The organism is Paenibacillus sp. Lou8.1 (genome assembly GCF_024213565.1).
Classification (GTDB): Bacteria; Bacillota; Bacilli; order Paenibacillales; family Paenibacillaceae; genus Paenibacillus; species Paenibacillus polymyxa_B.
In genome coordinates this window covers 15217-33449 of the sequence record NZ_JANAVN010000008.1, presented here as the reverse complement: position 1 = coordinate 33449, position 18233 = coordinate 15217, and the positions used below count along the sequence as shown (strand labels likewise).

The window sequence follows — 18233 nt, the reverse complement described above, 5'->3', positions numbered from 1 at the left end:
TTCATTCCTTTCTTAGTTCGTCTTCACTTCACTGCCCAGAACATTTGTCATTCCGCCCAGCGATACGGTACTGCCTTTGCTAGTCATTTGAATTTCATTCCCTGCCGTGATTTTCACTTTACTGCCGGAATGAATGGAGATATTTCCTCCTGCTGAGAAATGAATCTGTTTGTCGCTTACAATATGAATGCCATCTTTTTCATTTAACTGTATATACACAGCTCCCTCCTTACTGGTGATTACAATTTCATCGGGAGTTAATTTGATTTCCTTACCGTGGGCCGTACGAAATAATTTAATGTCGGGATTAGCAAGCACATGCTGCTCTACACTCTGATTCTTTTGGCGCAAAGATGTACTTCCCATGCTTTCTTCCTCCCGATGGGCAGGGAAATAGAGCAGCACGTTATCTCCCAACTCAGGCATTACGTACCATCCGCTATGTCCTTCCGCAGTATAAGGAGAAACATACGTGAACCAGTGGGCCTTCGCAGGGTCTTGAACGGTATCTATATTCAAATGTAATTTGATACGATCTCGCTCTACCTGAATGACTTTACCTGGTAAAGACAGACCGATAAGCTGTTCGTTAAACACTTCCTTGTGTCTCAACCCCTTGTGAGAAGTTAAGGTATACACGTGCTGCATCACACCCTTTTGCATGTGAGTGTCTACCTTGTACACGTACAAGTTTTTACCTTTAAAAGTAACGGTGCTGCCCAACTCCAAAACTTGCTCCGCCTCAACCAGGTAATCAATAAAATCATGCTCGTTTACATGTGCTGTATCATTACCGTTGAAATAACGATAATCCGCAACTCGTTTACTGACGGTATAATGATAATTCGTTACATCAAGCCCTGACTGGGTCTCCTCAACACCAAAATAACACTTCGGCACATCAAACACCGAGGCAGGCGTGAGTGAAGTATGATAACGCGAAGCGATCCGTTTTAGGAACTCCCAATCGGTTTCACGATACTGGACCGCTATGCGACCTAAAGCTGCTCCCCCTGTAGCCGAATCAATAATGTCAAAACCGGGATAATCCCTACCTACAGCCCGCAGCAATTCCTCTACCTTCATATTTTTATCCTGAAAGGACCTGTCTTTTTTGCGAATATCCAGTTTATACGTGTGTGATATAGCCTCGACCTCCAGGTAATACACATCTCGGACAGCTTTGACTTCCATATGAAGTATCGTTCCGTTAAATAGCGGTGTTGGTGTTCCTGCCTCATCCAATTGTGATACACAAACCGGGGAATCGGCTTCGATCAATTGAACATAACTGTCCTGTAATTCTTCAGGTAAAATAGCTGTAAAAGAGAGCCGGGTGTGCTCATTCAACCGCTTGGTCATACGCAATTCCTGAATACTCACCAATTCAAATGGCGTAATTTGCAGCCGATCATATGTAATGTTAGTTAATGTCATAAGGGTTTATTTTCCTTTCGGTCAGACTCGATTTTCAACGTTAGCAGCATACTGCGGGCAACGGGCTTCCAAGTCACCATTTCTTCATCCGTACAGTTAAACGCACACATTAGCGCCCGTCCTTCCAACACTGTAAAAAAGGATAAATTATACATGCGTGCATTCCATACAGGCGTCATGAATTCGCAGTATCCTATTCGATTCTCTCCTACCTCCAACACTTCATGGCCAAACCATTCGGTCAACTTCTGGGTTTGTTTTACCACCAGAGCCATCTCATCCGTAAAATTCTCCAACTCTTCTGTTTGCAACGGGCTTTCGGTATGCTTGAAGGTTAAGTTAATCGTGCCTGCCTCATTAGTGAAAATAAAATCTGGGCGATGATGAGAAGGATACTTTAATAGTTGCTCATCCATTGGCATATCTCTAAAGCTCTTTGGCATTGTTATACTAATGCGTTCATCCACTAAATACCGCTGAGCAAAAACCAGACTTTCCCCTTCAAGCTGCATGAATGTTTGTAATGTTTGCCCAAACGGCTCCTTCTCGTGTGCGTGACTTAAAGCTTCATCCTCAGTTAAGGATGGATTATTTTCGGCATTTCCTGATGTTACTGTATGTAGCAAAGAAACAATTTTCTTATCCAGATGTTCCACAAATATCTCCTCCCATTTCGTTACTGCATATCGACTTCCTGAAAGGAGATACCGCTCGTTCCCCTCCGCAATAGACTTTCTGCTAATGCCAGATTTACTAATGTACAGGTTTCACGCAACCCTTGAACTTGCAACAGGGGCCTCCCCTCAGTGCGCTCTCGATCCACTACCAACTTCATCAATGTTCCTCCGGGATGAAATGTACTTAGCTCACCTACACACTCCACTAAAGGGGGCTGAATCATCCAGTACAACTTTTGCTGAGAACGTTCTATATCCCGGAACAAAGCCATACGGCTGAACAGGCTCGGCGTATAGACCTGTAACAACTCATGCACTGCATCAGATACCATCATCCTGGAACCCATCAGAATATCAGGGTAAACCGTGTAATCGTGACCCTTGACCTTAAACTGTGCAGCATAAGAAGAGGGCCATTCCGTCCAATCATTTATATTTATCATCTCCGCATTGACTTCTTCGTCCCATACGGGAACAGCGGAATACAACATCCGATCATCATGTTGACAAAGAAAATACTCCACTATGCCACGTCCCTTTCCATTGCGTCTGTCATCCAAATGAAGTTAGGTCCTGGGCAACTGGATGCATGCCTAAACTAAATCGGGTTCCATCCAGCACCGCCCCTTTGAAACAGGCCCCCTCTATAGCTGCACCAATGAAGTCGGCCCCCTGCAATATTGCCCCGGTGAAATCTGCATCCTGTAAGTAAGCGTCCTGAAATGTGGCTCCTGTAAGATCTGCTCCTGCAAAACTTACGGGTTGAAAACCAGGTCTTTCCCATCGTTCAGACTGGTATATTCCAGGTACAGCTACTGCATCTCGAAAAGAAGCTCCTCTTAAATTGGCTTTTTCAAAACGTGCTTCTTGTATCAAACAACCGCTAAAGTCAGCTTCTATTAAACATGCTTTATTCCAACGGGAACCAATCAAATTCCCTTTCGTAAAAACACTATTTATAAAGGAACTTTCATTCAAATCGGCATATTGTAGACGTATTCCTTTATAATTTCCTTGAGACCCGTCAATTCCCCGAAAAACTTCATGTATGTAGTCATATGGTTTCTTTTCCTCAAGCCAATCTTTCATCACACTAGAATCTTTGGCACGCACATCCCGTTTAAAAACGACTTCACTTTGGTCCCAATATTCTCCGACTCTCAGCTCGAACACATCTTCCAACTGTATTTCATGAGCAAACTGGATTTCATCCAACCATGCTTCTGTGATACTAAAACGCGCCAAAGCAATGATATATTGGTGAATATGTATTGCCGCGCGCAATTTCATTCTTTGAATATCATCCAATCCGATTCTTCCGCCATATTTCTTAGCGTGCTTGCTTAATTCAGTCTCCCACTCGTCCAAATAGCGAAATGCCCAATCCGCATTATAGGTATCTCGGCAAGAATGGAGATCCATAAGCCATCTCTTATCCAGCGCCTCTACTAAATAGGTCGCCCTTCCGTTTGCTAATTCAGTGCGGAGCATGGAGTAAGATATATATCCCAACGATTGTTTGGTACCTTCTTGCTGCATTAACATGACTTTCCCGAGTACTTGCTCCAGTGAATTGCGAAATGTCTTGGCCAAGGAACACTTATGATTCTGAAAATGTGCTTCCAACGCAAATAACATTTGATGCTTTAGGGGTTCATAGATCTCATTGGTAAAATGCCAAAAAGCCTCTTCACGTTTCACATCCTATCTCCTTTCTGATTGCTGCATTTTACATAGCCTGTGAGTATAGTAGCTGGTTATCTTAAACAGAGATCTAGTATAAATGATATGTGGAATCATAATTCTCAAGGATATATTTAACAATAGATCATCCTTATGTATGTATCGGACAGATTAGTAATTTTGTTTACAGAAAGAACCATAATACGTGTTATTTACAATGTAAACAATAAAGACATTGCTATACAACTAGTTTACCAAAGCATTTAGCTAGGAAAGTTAGAAAATATAATTTATTCAAAATCACTTCCACTGGGTTAGATTTATCTCTTTTTTAGGAAGGCTACCATGCAAATCATACAAACCAAAGACGTGAATTCTTTTCATTTTTCCTCGCTTTATCTAGCCCTCTTTGACACATCTTGAACTCGGAGTAGTACTCTATTTCACTCCGGAAATATAGCCAACTATATAGGGAATGAATAAGTAGATATCCTTGTTACATCAAACCAGAAGACCCCCTCCTGTCTCCAAAGCAAACACATATGTTCATTCAGAATACTAACTAAAAAATAATCCGTCTTCTCTTTAAGGCCAAATAGTCATCTAATTAAAAAGCAACAGTACTGACAAAAGTTTCACTCTATACGAAATTCGATGCTGTAACTATTTTTCTATAGAAATGGAATGAATACTATGTGAGTTTTACCTTTTCCGAATAAGAGAAATGCGCCCTTAACTTACTCATTCAGGAACAACTGAGTACACATTTGTCTCGTTTTCCTCTTTCCTTATTTTCCATGTATACCTTAGAAGATTGGCTCGGCTTTTGGAGGAACAATTAGCTAACTGAAACAATTTATTTATAAAAACCTGAGCTTGCTTCATTTTTTTGAAAGTATAGTTCTCTTACATTTCGGTGATACTGCTTAATAGAGGTGATAGATATGGAAGAACACATATCAGAGTACAACTTGCCCGAGCTAGGTTACGCAGAAGGGTTCAATTATCTGTATGAACTGCTTAGCCATTTAACAAGCTCCAGGCAATGGTTCGCTCACAAGATATCTACTATGCTTCGATTATCAAGAGAGACACAACAAAGTCATTTTACTCGAACAGATATCGGAATTATGTTACCCCAATACACTGCTAAAGAAATGGATATAATCCTAAACAGCCTTATGGAAGGTTCTTGGCTTGTACGCCAAGAAGGCACTCTTCAATACTCACTTTCCAAAAGTGGATTATTATTTTTGAGGTTCCTCCCTTTTCTATATCGTGGAGATGAAATGGATGAGATGGATTTTCAGCTTGCAGTAACAGAGATTTTAAACGTGGCCGGCATTATGGGTTTGGATTTGCCCTCACTAGAATTACTTCGAGACCAAATTTTGTATTCTGTGCAACGCAGTATCACTGAGCTCTCCGCTGCTCTTATTTCAAAAAATGAAGAACGTATACGTAAGCTTATTTATAAAATAAGCGGATTTATTGGAAATATTGACGACTTGATTGAACGTATACGCGAAATCAATCATTATAAATTATCAAAAGGAATCGAACTCACAGAATCTGATAGATACGGAATCGAAATGCTCTGTAGTTTTAACACACACGTTATGAGTTTGTACAATGAACTAAGTCCTTATTATCTAAAACATCAGCTTCTAGCTACGGCTCTGTTTACCAAGAATGACATTGATCGTTTACTTACAAAAACATCCTTCTACCAATTGGCAGCTTGGATCAGTAAAGGGATTTATGCTCCTTCTTGTTCCTCATGGTTGGATGAATATGATTTAGCCTTCGCTTTAGACTTATTTTTGCAAAAAAGGATACGCCGTCACAAAAAGAAAATAGGTCCTAAAGTAGTCAGTCAAGAAGAAGCTTTTGATACCCTTTTTGAAGAACCCACCTATTCGGAAAAATTAAAATTTTCCCTTTCTGAGAAGTTTAAAACGACTGAAAATATTACAATAGAACATTTTTTAAAACCATATTCCAATAAAGTTGATGGCCTGATGCTGTTGGCAGCACTTTGTGCTATAGAAAATCAAACATATTTTTGGAATGATTCACCATATAAAGGATATACACTTGATGTGAAAGAAGATGGACTTTTTCTTCATGAGCATCCTTTCTATCAACTTTCGAATGGTTTAATTGAAAGGAGAGAGCCGCATGTTTAAGTTAGATAATTATCAAGATTTTAGCCCAACTGAAGTCTGTGCCATGCTTACTATCAAGGCTTGTCCAAAAAGCATGTTTCCTCGTTTGGAGTTTGATGATAACTTTCGTAAGGATGTTGAAGGTCGTCTAGAGCAGGTTGGATACGAATTAGTTGATGATCGCCTATCACATCATTTTGATGCCCGTTTAAAACAAACTGTTAGGCTTTCAGAACCTTTTACAGAGGGAGCTTTTTTGCCAGGAGATGGCCTTTCAGTCATTTGCAAAGCGCTGCTTGTTATTTTATGGTGCAATCTCATTTTACCTAAATATGATACTGACTTAAAAAAGCAACTCAACGAAGAGCCACACTTAACCGAAGAACAACTTTTTGAAAATTTCAAGTCCCAGTTGGGCTCCATGCAAAATCTTAGAAAGAACCTAACCTTTCTCAAACAACAAGGCTTTATTCAAGGTATCCGCGGGAAATCTTCTATTATTGCAGGACCACGTTTATCAACAGCCATCGATAACTCACGGCTCTATGAACATATTCGTAAAAATGTTAACGAGTTACTGATTGAGGAAACTAAATATGTACATGAGAAAACTTCAGACCAGATCCTACAGGCTAAAACTAAAGGAAAAGAGGCGGATAATCGTGAGCAAATTCTCGGATAGAAAGTATCTACCCATTCGGTTTTTGAATCTCGAAACGGAAGGATTTTCCTTTTTTCCCCGTCAAGAAATTCCTTTACATTCAAAAATCAATGGAATTATTGGAGTCAATGGTGCTGGTAAAACTACCCTACTAAATATGATAAGGGTGCTTATTGGATCAAAGAAATTTGATAACAATCAGTCCCTTCAAACTTTTTTTGAGCGTGATGAGATTGATGAGATTTATATCGTGGGTCGTTTTGATAACAAAGTTAATCCTTCCTATGGGCGACGTCCTTTTGAAGCCATTGGAAAAAGGCAAGATATCGTGTCTGTTATTTGTCGTATAAAACGTGACACCAGTAGACGCGAATATTGTGTCTATGATGGAAATTTTGATCTTGAGCATGACCTTCAAACATATATTCGATGGATTAAAGTGGAACAATACGCTAAACAAATGCAGGAGGTGGGTCTGACAAGATCCCTAATTAATGCATGTAGCCTTAGCCAAGGAAATACAGAGCAGATTATGGATTTAACTGAAGAAGAATTGGCGGACTACATTTTACAAATCTGTGGTGAGCAAGAAAGAATCGATCAGTTTAATCAGATCAAAATTGACCTCAAAGCACAGAAAGAGCAGTATTTTCATATCGAGATGCAGAAACAACGAGAAGAAAGTACATTAAGAGAGATCGAAAACAATCTAAATCTATGTAAAAAGATCGTTGATCAACAAGAGCAATTGACAAGGCTTCACTTCGAACTACCTATTTCCCAGTATGCAAATGTAAAAAATGAGCAAGCACAAAACGAAAGCGAATTAAGGAAACTCATTCAAGATCAGCAACGTTTAAAAGATTCCATTCAGTCTCATGAGGAGTCCCTAGAGGATACAGGGATTAAATTGTCTGAATCACAGGAGACAACGTCACACTTAAGCGAAACGATAAGAGAACTCAACGTAAAAAGCTCAGCCGCTGCAGTTGATTTGCATAACCATCAACGTATAGTTTCAGAGTTAAATACTTTTATGGACACCTATCGCTCTATCCCTCTACAAGATCTAGTAAAACTAACTGAAGATAAACTTCATTTAGAAGAAGATCATAAAGGAAAATTAACTGCTACAGCTACCCTTCGAAGTAATTCACGTGCCTTGGAAAATAAGATTACTCGTATGGAAACAACACATAAAAACGATTTTCCAACTGCAGTTATTCAAATGCGGCAATGGCTAGAATCACAAAACATTAAATATTTGCTGATAGCCGATTGTATTGAAATTCAAGATGAGTTTTGGCGAGAAGCTTTTGAGGCCATGCTTGGATCGGAACGGTTTACCATAGTTGTCGATCCTAAAGATATGGTTTACGTAATGAAAACTGCCCAAGAAAACCGATATCCGTTCTGGGTATCTCCTTTTAAGCCGGCTAAGTTGAAACTTGAGAAGCATGCCATATTAAATAAAGTCACTCTTACAGATGATCGAGTTGCAGGTTATTTGCAAAGATTTGATAAAGTTATGGTTGCGACTCATATGGAAGAGGCATGGTCATGGATAAATAAAGGCTACAGCGCTCTCCTCAACCATCCCTCTCCTTACTATGTAGTTGCTAACCGAGGGGGGCGCTCAATACGTTCGAAAGAATTATGTTGCGGACGACATGCGTATGAAGCTCAGCTTCGAGAATACAAAAGGCAGTACGAAAAGTTAAAGCCCTTACTTTTAATGGCTGAAAATGAGGAAGACAATGCATTCGAAAAGCTTAGCGAGGTAACGGAACAGATTCGTATTCAACAGCAAAGGCTTTTGTTACCCAGCAAAGAAGAAGAGTTAGTTCTTGCTAATAGGACTCTTCAAACTTTACAGGATGCTCTGAACAAAGTAGACACCTTGATTGGTCAATGTTCTGAGCAACTTCTCAAGGAGATACGACACCAAAACGAACTGAGTAGTTACAGCGGTATACTCAAAACAAAGTTACATGCTAATCGAACTCAGTTAGAGGAAAAAAATACTGTTCTAGAAGATAAAAAATCAAAACGAAGTACTTTAGACTCTCAGATTCAGGATATAAAAAAGCTATTTAACGACGAACAAAAGTTGGTTGTAGCGGATACAGAGAGGATGAAATTAATCCTAAGCCCAGACCAATACGAGGAAAATATAAAATCAAAAAAATCCCAAATTGAATTCTTGCGCAATAACTTAACGGGAGGGAACTTTCGACCTGGAGAAGAGAAAGCAACTATTCGATTAGAAAAATCTCATGAAAAACACCGTATACTTCTCGATCAGCATCTTGAAGAAATTAAAAAGATCAAGCATGATTTGGAGAAACTCGAGGAAAAAAGAGTTGAAGCCAAAAAAGAGTATCAGATTATGGTTGATGAGGTTTTCCAAAAAGTACGAAAAGCGCTAGAAGAAATGTCGAAACACGGCGACTTTGATGCCTCACTTAGAGCTGTCTACCTTGATGATGAGCGTTGGAAAGTTGATTACCGGTTAGGATTTAATGGGAAGCCCATAAAAAGCTACCGTGACAAAAGCTCCTTAAGCGGAGGACAAAAGGTGATAGCCTCATTACTTCTAACTTTTGCCGCTATTAAGGCAGATGGCGTACTTAGTTTCATGATTCTAGATGAACCTTTTGCCCATCTGGATGAGGAGCGCATTGGATTAGCTGGTCAATTCTTGAGTCAGTCCGATGCACAGATCATTATTGGTATGCCTTATTCTGAGAATATCAAGCTCATGATGCCCTGGGTAAACATGTTGCTTAATTTCCGGCCGAAAGCAAGAGGCGAAAATGTAGCGCCTCCAATTACCTACGGCGAGTATCGCTAGGAATAATAAGATTAAACTTTAATAGTAAGGGGTTACGAGTCATGTTATGCGAAAGAGGAAAACATAATTACAAGACTACTACTGTATGGGAACCCATCAAACTTGAGGATCAATTTTACGTCCAACATAAAATCAGGATTCAAAAGTGCAAGTATTGTGGACTCAAACGGACTGCTACTCTTCCTGAACGTATTCGGTATGGCGCCTCTAAAATGCCTCAATCTTTGGGAAGTGCAAAAGAAGGAGAAATGCTGGAGCTGACTCGCTCCTTGCTACTAGATCTATTCAAATCTAAAACACATAAGAGATGGGAAGCATGGAAATCAAAATGGCTGTTGGAGTATGATTATCAATTATTTAATGAAGCTGTCGATTCATTATTTAGTTGGGGATTACTCGTGAAACAGGAGAAAAAATTACAGAATCGAATCCAAACCTGGGAACCTACCTACGTTTTTGCTAATCTTGAATCTTTTCACCTTGATATTGCCCGTTTACTTCATGTGGAGCCATATTTCAATAACGATGAAATGGAATTACTTCTCATAAACTGTAAGAAACTCAAACCCATCTCAACACAAACACAACAAATAAAATCAGTTATGTATGAACAGCTTAACAGAAATAAAAGTCATCCTCGTTCCTTACGAATGATACAAATACTTTTTGCCCTTTATGATCTTACTGAAAAGCAAAAAACAATGAGCTGGAAAATGTTCTCTCAACGATATTTTAAATCCACAAAAGCTCTTCAAGAAAATGACAAGCAACGATTACAAAAACTTCTAGGAAAAAAGCTTTCTGAATTTGGAATTTTCTCAAACAAAACACGGATTTGGTTCTCAGGAGATTTTGCGTGGGAATTAAATGGTTATATAAATTACGGACTAGGTTTTTTAGGTAGTCTATCCTTGCCCCGTAATATGACAAATAAAATGAATATTGTTTATTGGAATTCTCCATATCTGCTTATCATCGAAAACAAAGATTTATTCGATACTTTAATTGATAGCCAATGGCTTAACACTCAAAAATGGGCAGTTCTTTATGGTAAAGGATTTGTCTCTTCTGAAGAAATAGAACTCATTAGCCGCGCTTCAATTCACAATTTAAAAACAATTACAATATGGCCTGACTTTGATCCATTTGGTTTATCTATCGCAATGAATTTAAAAAAGAAACTAACGGAAAAAGACGTAAACATTCCCGTACATCTCTTTGGTTTTTCTCAAGATTGGGGAGAGCATCTGCCTGTAAAAAGTAATTTGTCTCATGAAGATCTTGAAGAAATTCAACGACTTATGAACTCCCCTCTTCCATCACCTTGCCTTCAAGCTCTCCAGTGGATGAAAAATACGAAACAAAAGGCAGAACAGGAATTATATTTTGATCTATTGGATGAATTTAATGTTGATACCCTTCTTAGTCAAGAAATTATCCAATTACTTTGAATATAGAAAGCCTAGTATGCTAAGCGGGGTATGAATTAATGCTAATAGCAAAAATGAATTGCAAACATAAAACCTTTAAAATATAAAATCTACTTTGTCACAAGTTGACTTATTAAATACATATTACGTTTAGTAAGAAATTGAATATCGTTTTGCAAGTCCAGTATGTGTATTTTTTTGTGACAATTGGGACACAGTGCAATAGTATTTTCGATAGTGTCTTCTCCGCAGCGAGACAGCCATTGGATATGATGCGCCTCAAGATAAGGAACTCCATCTTTATCTGTGAAAGGAGCATCCTCTAAGCAAAGCTGACATTTACCCGACGCCAATCTTTTTGCAAGTAGGGCCACATACAAATTACGCGTGAACACATCAAAAATTACTCCACGCACTCTGGAAATATGCAGTGCTCTTTTTGAAAATTGATACAAGTGCTCTGTGCTTATATTAGCAAAGCCTAGCTTCCATATTAAAATCGGGCTTAATTGCTTCATGGAGTTTCTTCCATTTTTGCAAAATTAGATAAGATGAATCTTTATCACCAGCATTATCTAAGTGCCCCTTACCTAGAAAAATCCCCTTCCCGCGGCTTCTTGAAAAAAATACTCTGCTTGTTTTCTATTTTCGGATACTATTATCAGTTGAATTATAGCCTAGAAAAAGCAGCTTCTGGCCTGACTTTTCTAAAGTGTTTTACCTTAAATTACTCTAATTTCTTATGTAAATCTAAACATTCATCCACTGAAAAAGCAAAATAAGTCATCTGTTCAAGCATCCATCTGGTTGTTTTTTTACCTAAACGTGAGAATTCGCCGGCTAACCATTTTGCTTCTTGATAACTGTTTATTTTCTGTAGAAGATAAATAAAATCCCTTGCACTCGGTCTAATTCCCCTCTCCCCATTCATCCATTGTAAGTAATCAGTTATAATAGGGTCTTTCATCGCATAATCTCCATTTCATTACACTAAAAAAATCATACTTTTTTAACAACTACACAAATTCACTCTTTCACCACACTTTTGAATATAAACTACAAATTTTATCATCTTGCTACTTAGGTCTCTTTATTTAATTTTTTGAATATATTGATCTAATCTATTTAATGTAAATTTACTCCCTTATTGTTTTTACTCTATTTTTTAAATCTTCATGAGATTTTGCATAATAAATCTCTGAACACCACTTAATTTGAGGTTCTCTATTCTTCTCATAAATTTTAATTAGTTGGTTTAAAACAAATATCTTTTGAACAATATTTTCACAAAAGAAGTTAAGCTGCCGATTATAAAAATTAATATCCTTTTGATAAGGATGGCGTTCCTTTTGGTTCCTCTCATATACATCAAGAAGCTGAATATGCAAATTATATATTTCTTTATAATTGATCTTAATCTCCCCCCTTCTTATTCTCATAATCAGTATGCCCTTAAGTAAACGAAATAGACATATTAGCATCAATCTATATTTCTCAGGAATTAATCAACAAAATGAAATAACTGATGTGTACCTTTTCTCCCCAGATTAACAAATACAATCTAAAAACAGGTCTGTTGACTAGAGGCCCAACGAAGTCAGGCTTTGCTGACAGTCACGGTGGTCGAACAACGAGCAATAACGCTTTGGGTAAAGCTAAATGCCGAGCTCCTCACGATTACTGGTCCAGAAGTCCATTGAAAAGAGCTTTAAATAGCGCAAAAGGTGCCTCGCTACCTTTCCAGAAAAAGTGGAATAGTGCACGGGACGTAGACCGCTTCAGTAAGCGCCATCAGCACCAAGACAATAGCCTCTTCATTGCTCGAAAACCACCTGAGCCCAGTAAGTAACTCAATATTTCTTGCTGGTACTGTACTAGCCCTCTGTTGAACAGTCCAGAATGGTAGATGCCGACGAAAAAATTATCATTAATGTTGAATAACCAATATTAACAAGGATCAAATTACGAATGAGAAAAGTATCCTGTCACTCTGACTAATATTCAAATGAATTTGACAACGGACCTTATATGAAAGTATGGGTTACACTCAAGAAAATTTCTAAAGGGAGAGAACATTTTGTATTATTCCATTTCTAAGGACTCCAAGTACTATGTAACTGTAACAGATGGAATTATGGATGTTCCACTTATGGAACTCCCCTCTAAAGAACTTGCTGATGAAGTAGCATATCAACTGCAGTTGGCTTGGGATGAAGGAAAGTCATGGGGAAGAAACGAAATGAGGCGTCAACTCGACCCCGAAGGATTCGCTAAGGAGGCTGCTCAAATCATGCAAAAATTCAAAGCTATGAATGAAATTGACAAAAAAAATTACAGTGATCAAATCTTAAAAAAATACAGAACTAAACAACAACAGATTAGAGAACAAGTATCTCGCTGGAATAAATAAAGTTTTTACTGACTATAAGACATTTTTAGCTTCTATGATGGTTTAGTTGGCTTAAGTTTGAAGGCCACTCTAGTTAATGTTCAGCTGATATCATATTTCCGATTGTTTTACCTGTTTTTGAATCTCTTCCTTAATTAATTCATCATACTTTAATTCAAAAGCTTTTCTTAAACCAGCAGCTCTTTTCACTTCCCATGGTAAAACAGTAGGTTGTCTTTCTATCAATCGCTTTACCGTCCTCCGAATCCTTCTTATTTGGAATTGCTCTAAAGATTCAACTGACTCATTAAGCGCTTTACTTGTCAAAGGCAACTTATGAATGGCTCTAACTAAAAGAGACTGCATTCTCAGTTGCCTCCCAATCTCCGTCTTCGTTACACGGATCAACCTAGGCCCAGTATTTTTAATCTCTTCAGCTATTAGTGCTATTTTAGAAGCTATTGCTTTATCTCTTTTTTCCCAATCAATCCTTAAAAGCTTAGGTTTTAGTTGTGCAGAGGTATTAGTTGGTTTAATAATTTTTTTGTATTGATTTCTTACGTTTTTTTGTTTTCCATGCGTAAGGCTAGCTGCCAACGAGAAAACATTTTCCTTAAGAAACCCTAAAACGAGAATATGCCTCATTGGGTGACAAGTCACTCTTGGAAACCGCAGTAGTTTATGTAGCCAAGTATCTTCAATTCCAGGAGCAATATAGCTATCTACTCTAAGCAAAAATTCCTTACCGTAAAAGTAAGTGAATCGACTAATTAGATCCATCCACCTAACTCTTCCTGCGGTTGTCACTATATCCAACTCTTGAAGTTTATCTATGTAATATTTTCTTATACTTTCAAGGCCAAATACTCTAGACTTCATATTTAAAAGATCATGAGATTGCTGTGCCAAAAACAATTCTTTTGCAGAACACTTTCTTTCATCTTTATTAATTGTTCCTAAAGATTTGATGTAATTATTCAGTGTTATCATTTCAAATTTATGTCTTTGGTTGAGTTTTACACTAGACTCAATTAAAAAGCACTCATGCTTATAACATGCAACCACACCTTCAGCTTGATGCGATCTATGCCAATACGACTCTCCATATTTCATTGAATCTGCGTGTGCACAAATCGGGCAATACTTTAATAATCCCCCTTTCTTTATTCCACTTGCCGCAATACCTAAAGACATATATATTGAAGTGCCTCTTTCATGAGTCATAATATTTTTGATTTTTATAATTCTCTCATAAGGCACAGATAGTTCATAGTACGGTAGAAATGTATGATTATCAATTATTTCATCCGGCATCAACTTATGAGTCAACGGGAGTCTTTCGCAGAAAGCCTTTAAATTAGCAGGAAACAGTACTGTCGAACACACATTCGGTGACCCAAACATATCTAACATTGAAGCTCTAGGATTTATATTTCCAGAAATCCAATGATAACGTGCCATAGCACTATAAAGAATCTCATCCTCAAATACAAAAGGGAAAAAAATCATAATCTCACTCCCGTGAATTTTGCCTTCTTAACATTACAATTATTTCCCCTAATATTATGTTTATTCAATTAAGTAATTGTTTAATTACATACGCAAAAGCCCCTTCTCTTTTAGATATTTCAAAAGATACTGTTACAGCATCTCCCTCTGGTATTATGAGCGGATGTAGTTAAGCTTTAAACTGGCCTGATGTCAATTGCGTGATGACTTTGTTAATTATTTTTTCATAGTGACGAAGGATACTTCGAATAAGAAATTTTTTTGAATTTTTCAATAAATTCGAGTCCGGTAGATTACGCCATTTTCCTTTGTAATAACTACTCCTAGAGTGATTAATTACCTAAAGCATTTTTGCGTTCAACGATCATATTGAGTCCTATTAATCTCATGCCAATCCAAAGTTTATTAGTGACGGCTGGTTATTTAAATCAACCTTTTTTAATTCTTATTCTGTAAGATGTAGGACTTCCCTCTATAACGGTATTATAATCACAGGTTATACACAGAAATTCCATGTGATAAATACCTCTACGACCATTAACCAAATGACGTTTACATATTGATATAAGCGGAACCTCATAATTTTCACAATTAGGATTTCCACATTTCCATGGGCCTGTCCCAAATGGAATATCTATAGATATGGGAATCTTTCTTGAAATAAAATCTTTGAATGAATCACACAAAAATCTAACTAAGAGGAGATAAAAATCCATGTATTTTACCATTATTTCTCTATCCAGAAATCTATTTTTGAAGTAAACATTATCTAACTCTTTATTTTTAAGCAATAATCCAAATTTCGAATTAATAAAATCTGATATAAGATTTTTTTTCTGAATTTCACCTTTCATTGTTATGTACCCTTTTTCAAACAAATGTTCCTTAAATCGAAATATAATATCATCAATTGTAATGTAATGATGATTTTCTCTTAAATAAAGAAGATCATGTAATAATGAAATTTCCAATTTATACTCAGTCCCCATATTCTTTTGATATTCGATAGGGATGGTATGCCCATTTCGGCACATAGGTCTTTTTAACAATATACCTGTTTTTTCATTGGTAAGATTAGTATTGCAGATTGGACATTTGGAAATAAGACGCGCAGAATGTCTATCACAAGTAACTAAAAACGATACTTGGTGCTCTCTATGAACATAGATTTCTCCAAATGTATGTATATCATCATAAATACAAGCAGGGCAGTATTTAACAACAGAGGATAAAATGGAACGTGTTGATGCATATATTCGCCCTTTATGTTTATTGGTTTGCCCCTCTAACAAACCATATTTAAATAGTTGATAATTTTGTTTATGGCGAGTGGATGTAATGAAGGCTTTAAATAGTCCATACCATGTATGTTTATATAAAAAATACTCAAGAGTAAAGTTATTATTAATGGGTAGTTTATCAATAAGATGCCCTATTCCCCTTGGAAAGGGAATGAGTGCGCAAGAATTAATTCCAAATATCTGATAACGAGTTTCCTTATATGTTGCGTTCCCAGAGCGTACATGGTATCGATACAAAATACTTCTTAAATCTTCGTCAGGGAACATCTCAGGAAAACTGATTAGTTTCATAATGTTACACTCACCTCATGCTGGAGTTTTCAAAACATTTTAACTTAAGTCATTTTATATATGAAAGAATTTCGTCGGCTTCCCTTATATATCCCTTTTCTTCAAGGGCTTCTTCTGTAGTTAGTTCCTTCTTATGTCCTATTTGAACAACAAAACGAATGTCATCTTCGCTCATATCAGGGCTAACTTTCTTAGTCCTTAATTTCTTTGGGAGTTCTGACGCTATTTTTATCTTCTTCGCAACTTTTTCTGATTTCTCTCCTTGTAAAGCTAATTCTGCTATTTGTACAAACATACCAGTAAGATCCCCCATTCCATTACTTGCATCGTAAACTCGGTATGCAAGCTCTTCTGCCGTCGAGGGGGATTGGACCAATACGATCGCAAACTCAGTCAACTTTTTCAAAACTTCCGTTTTATCCTTTCGCTGAAGAATACGAGCATGCTCTTCTGCAATACTTCCATGTACTTGAATTCGGTGACTTACCTCGCTAATATAGCCGTTGAGAGGAACCCAATCAGGTTTAATGTCCTCAAGATCTTTATAAGCTTCAGGATCACCAGAGCGAATTCGATCAAATATGGGTTGCACCAACCTTAGACTTCGCTCTGCTACTTCTTTAATACATGTTATACTTATTTGTTCATTGCCACCCATCACAATACATTTTGATTGACAATGAATAAATAATTTAACTGTTATGTCTGGTATACCCAAGGAGTAATAGTACATAGCTTTTTTCAACTTTGGAGTCAATTCCGTGTACTTTTTGGTATATTGAATATCCCATAAGTTTTCAATAAATTCATTCCACTCCCAGCTATCTTCCAGCATATATCCTGATATACTCTCTGAATAACCACTCGGAATTCCTCTACGTGTATTTGCAAGAGAATCTTTAAAAAGATATAAAGCTTTAAACGAACCCATAAGAATCGTAGGAATGCCAATCGTGTTTACTAGTTGTGTAATGAAATCAATCATATTATCTTTACCACCAGAATAGGCGCTTTGTATCTTTTGAATCTCATCGATAATTAAAACACCTAAATTTATTTGTGCTGCTACTTTAATCATATTGAGTACAAGTTTATCAATTTTTCCTGGTTTCTCACCAAACTTCTCATAGAAATTTGTTCCTAATAGTTTGTCTACTTCCATGTAAAATACTTTGCAAAATGTACCAACCGATTTGTTATATGGACACTCTACTTTTATCCAAACTACTTGAGTAAGTGGGATATTCCTCCCATCATACTCACTGTGATGAATAACTTGCGGAAAAAGCTGCGTCAACATACGTTCATAAAGTTGTGATTTTCCAAAACCATTAATCGCGATTTCTACATGACTCTGTGCTGTTTGTATATTCCCAGCTAAATTTGCTCCATTCTCATCAACCCCTGCTTTGAAAATCTCGTCCCAGCCTATTGAAAATTGTCGATTATACATCGCATGGAGAGGGTTTCGTGATTGATATCCAATTTTGATCATTGTGTAGAGATTAAGATACTTCTCAAAATGCGTTGGCAAAGGCAACCAGAAATCGGGTCTAATTTGTTGGACAAATTCCAAGCGATCTTCACTACTTAAGTTATTGAATTTTTTATCTCGTGGTGGAGAAGAAGAAAGGACATCAATAAAAGTTTCTAAATCTGTTCTATCAGGTAGTGCTTCAATAAAAGGATTACCTATATTCTTGGGATTGATTTGCTCATTGTACTTGGCTAAAACGTGAGTTCCTTTCAATCCATCAATCTTGTTGTTCATCCGATTCATCCTTCCTTCTTCTTTCGCTACTTTTTCTTGAAAACAGCGCTTGAACATCGTTA

The 18233-nt window shown here is 37.2% G+C and carries 15 protein-coding genes; 5 read left to right on the top strand and 10 right to left on the bottom strand.

Annotation, left to right across the window (positions count from 1 at the left end):
• Nucleotides 1-12: 12 nt before the first annotated feature.
• The 4 genes from NLX78_RS12885 to NLX78_RS26735 are packed head-to-tail and all read right to left on the bottom strand — an operon-like array spanning nt 13 to nt 3815.
• Nucleotides 13-1437, bottom strand: a complete 1425-nt coding sequence (locus NLX78_RS12885) for a phage baseplate assembly protein V (RefSeq protein WP_254350603.1) — start codon at nt 1435-1437, stop codon at nt 13-15.
• The gene (locus NLX78_RS12880) at nt 1434-2093 is read right to left on the bottom strand and encodes a hypothetical protein (protein ID WP_254350602.1); all 660 of its coding nucleotides are present in this window, start codon (nt 2091-2093) and stop codon (nt 1434-1436) included. The genes NLX78_RS12885 and NLX78_RS12880 overlap by 4 nt, the downstream gene beginning before the upstream one ends.
• Nucleotides 2094-2113: 20 nt before the next feature.
• Nucleotides 2114-2674 (bottom strand): hypothetical protein, encoded by a 561-nt coding sequence (locus tag NLX78_RS12875; protein ID WP_254350601.1) that lies wholly within the window; start codon nt 2672-2674, stop codon nt 2114-2116.
• Nucleotides 2667-3815, bottom strand: coding sequence for a pentapeptide repeat-containing protein (locus tag NLX78_RS26735; RefSeq protein ID WP_254350600.1), 1149 nt, complete (start codon nt 3813-3815; stop codon nt 2667-2669). Before NLX78_RS26735 ends, NLX78_RS12875 begins: the two co-directional genes overlap by 8 nt.
• A gap of 926 nt (nt 3816-4741) precedes the next feature.
• Between NLX78_RS26735 and NLX78_RS12865 the strand changes: the two genes are divergently transcribed.
• The 4 genes from NLX78_RS12865 to NLX78_RS12850 are packed head-to-tail and all read left to right on the top strand — an operon-like array spanning nt 4742 to nt 10931.
• Nucleotides 4742-5986, top strand: coding sequence for a hypothetical protein (locus NLX78_RS12865; protein WP_254350599.1), 1245 nt, complete (start codon nt 4742-4744; stop codon nt 5984-5986).
• Nucleotides 5979-6647 (top strand): hypothetical protein, encoded by a 669-nt coding sequence (locus tag NLX78_RS12860; protein ID WP_016818732.1) that lies wholly within the window; start codon nt 5979-5981, stop codon nt 6645-6647. The genes NLX78_RS12865 and NLX78_RS12860 overlap by 8 nt, the downstream gene beginning before the upstream one ends.
• Nucleotides 6628-9480: an AAA family ATPase gene (locus NLX78_RS12855; RefSeq protein WP_254350598.1), complete on the top strand. Its 2853-nt coding sequence runs from the start codon at nt 6628-6630 to the stop codon at nt 9478-9480. Before NLX78_RS12860 ends, NLX78_RS12855 begins: the two co-directional genes overlap by 20 nt.
• Before the next feature lie 41 nt (nt 9481-9521).
• On the top strand, nt 9522-10931 hold the full coding sequence (locus NLX78_RS12850; RefSeq protein WP_254350597.1) for a toprim domain-containing protein: 1410 nt from the start codon (nt 9522-9524) through the stop codon (nt 10929-10931).
• Nucleotides 10932-11020: 89 nt separating this feature from the next.
• Here the strand turns inward: NLX78_RS12850 and NLX78_RS12845 are convergent, their stop codons facing one another.
• The 3 genes from NLX78_RS12845 to NLX78_RS12835 all read right to left on the bottom strand — a co-directional run bounded on the left by NLX78_RS12845 (nt 11021) and on the right by NLX78_RS12835 (nt 12298).
• Nucleotides 11021-11428 carry an HNH endonuclease gene (locus NLX78_RS12845; RefSeq protein WP_254350596.1) on the bottom strand — a complete coding sequence of 136 codons (408 nt, stop codon included), beginning with the start codon at nt 11426-11428 and terminating at the stop codon, nt 11021-11023.
• Nucleotides 11429-11637: 209 nt separating this feature from the next.
• Nucleotides 11638-11877: a hypothetical protein gene (locus tag NLX78_RS12840; RefSeq protein WP_254350595.1), complete on the bottom strand. Its 240-nt coding sequence runs from the start codon at nt 11875-11877 to the stop codon at nt 11638-11640.
• Between the two features lie 169 nt (nt 11878-12046).
• On the bottom strand, nt 12047-12298 hold the full coding sequence (locus NLX78_RS12835; RefSeq protein WP_254350594.1) for a hypothetical protein: 252 nt from the start codon (nt 12296-12298) through the stop codon (nt 12047-12049).
• Nucleotides 12299-12987: 689 nt separating this feature from the next.
• Here NLX78_RS12835 and NLX78_RS12830 point away from each other — a divergent pair.
• Nucleotides 12988-13320 (top strand): hypothetical protein, encoded by a 333-nt coding sequence (locus tag NLX78_RS12830; protein ID WP_254350593.1) that lies wholly within the window; start codon nt 12988-12990, stop codon nt 13318-13320.
• Between the two features lie 90 nt (nt 13321-13410).
• Here the strand turns inward: NLX78_RS12830 and NLX78_RS12825 are convergent, their stop codons facing one another.
• From NLX78_RS12825 to NLX78_RS12815, 3 genes are all read right to left on the bottom strand, one after another.
• Nucleotides 13411-14808 carry a TnsD family Tn7-like transposition protein gene (locus NLX78_RS12825; RefSeq protein ID WP_254350592.1) on the bottom strand — a complete coding sequence of 466 codons (1398 nt, stop codon included), beginning with the start codon at nt 14806-14808 and terminating at the stop codon, nt 13411-13413.
• 428 nt (nt 14809-15236) lie between these two features.
• The gene (locus NLX78_RS12820; protein WP_254350591.1) at nt 15237-16400 is read right to left on the bottom strand and encodes a TnsD family Tn7-like transposition protein; all 1164 of its coding nucleotides are present in this window, start codon (nt 16398-16400) and stop codon (nt 15237-15239) included.
• A 49-nt stretch (nt 16401-16449) separates the two neighbouring features.
• Nucleotides 16450-18228 carry an AAA family ATPase gene (locus tag NLX78_RS12815; protein WP_254350590.1) on the bottom strand — a complete coding sequence of 593 codons (1779 nt, stop codon included), beginning with the start codon at nt 18226-18228 and terminating at the stop codon, nt 16450-16452.
• Nucleotides 18229-18233: the final 5 nt, after the last annotated feature.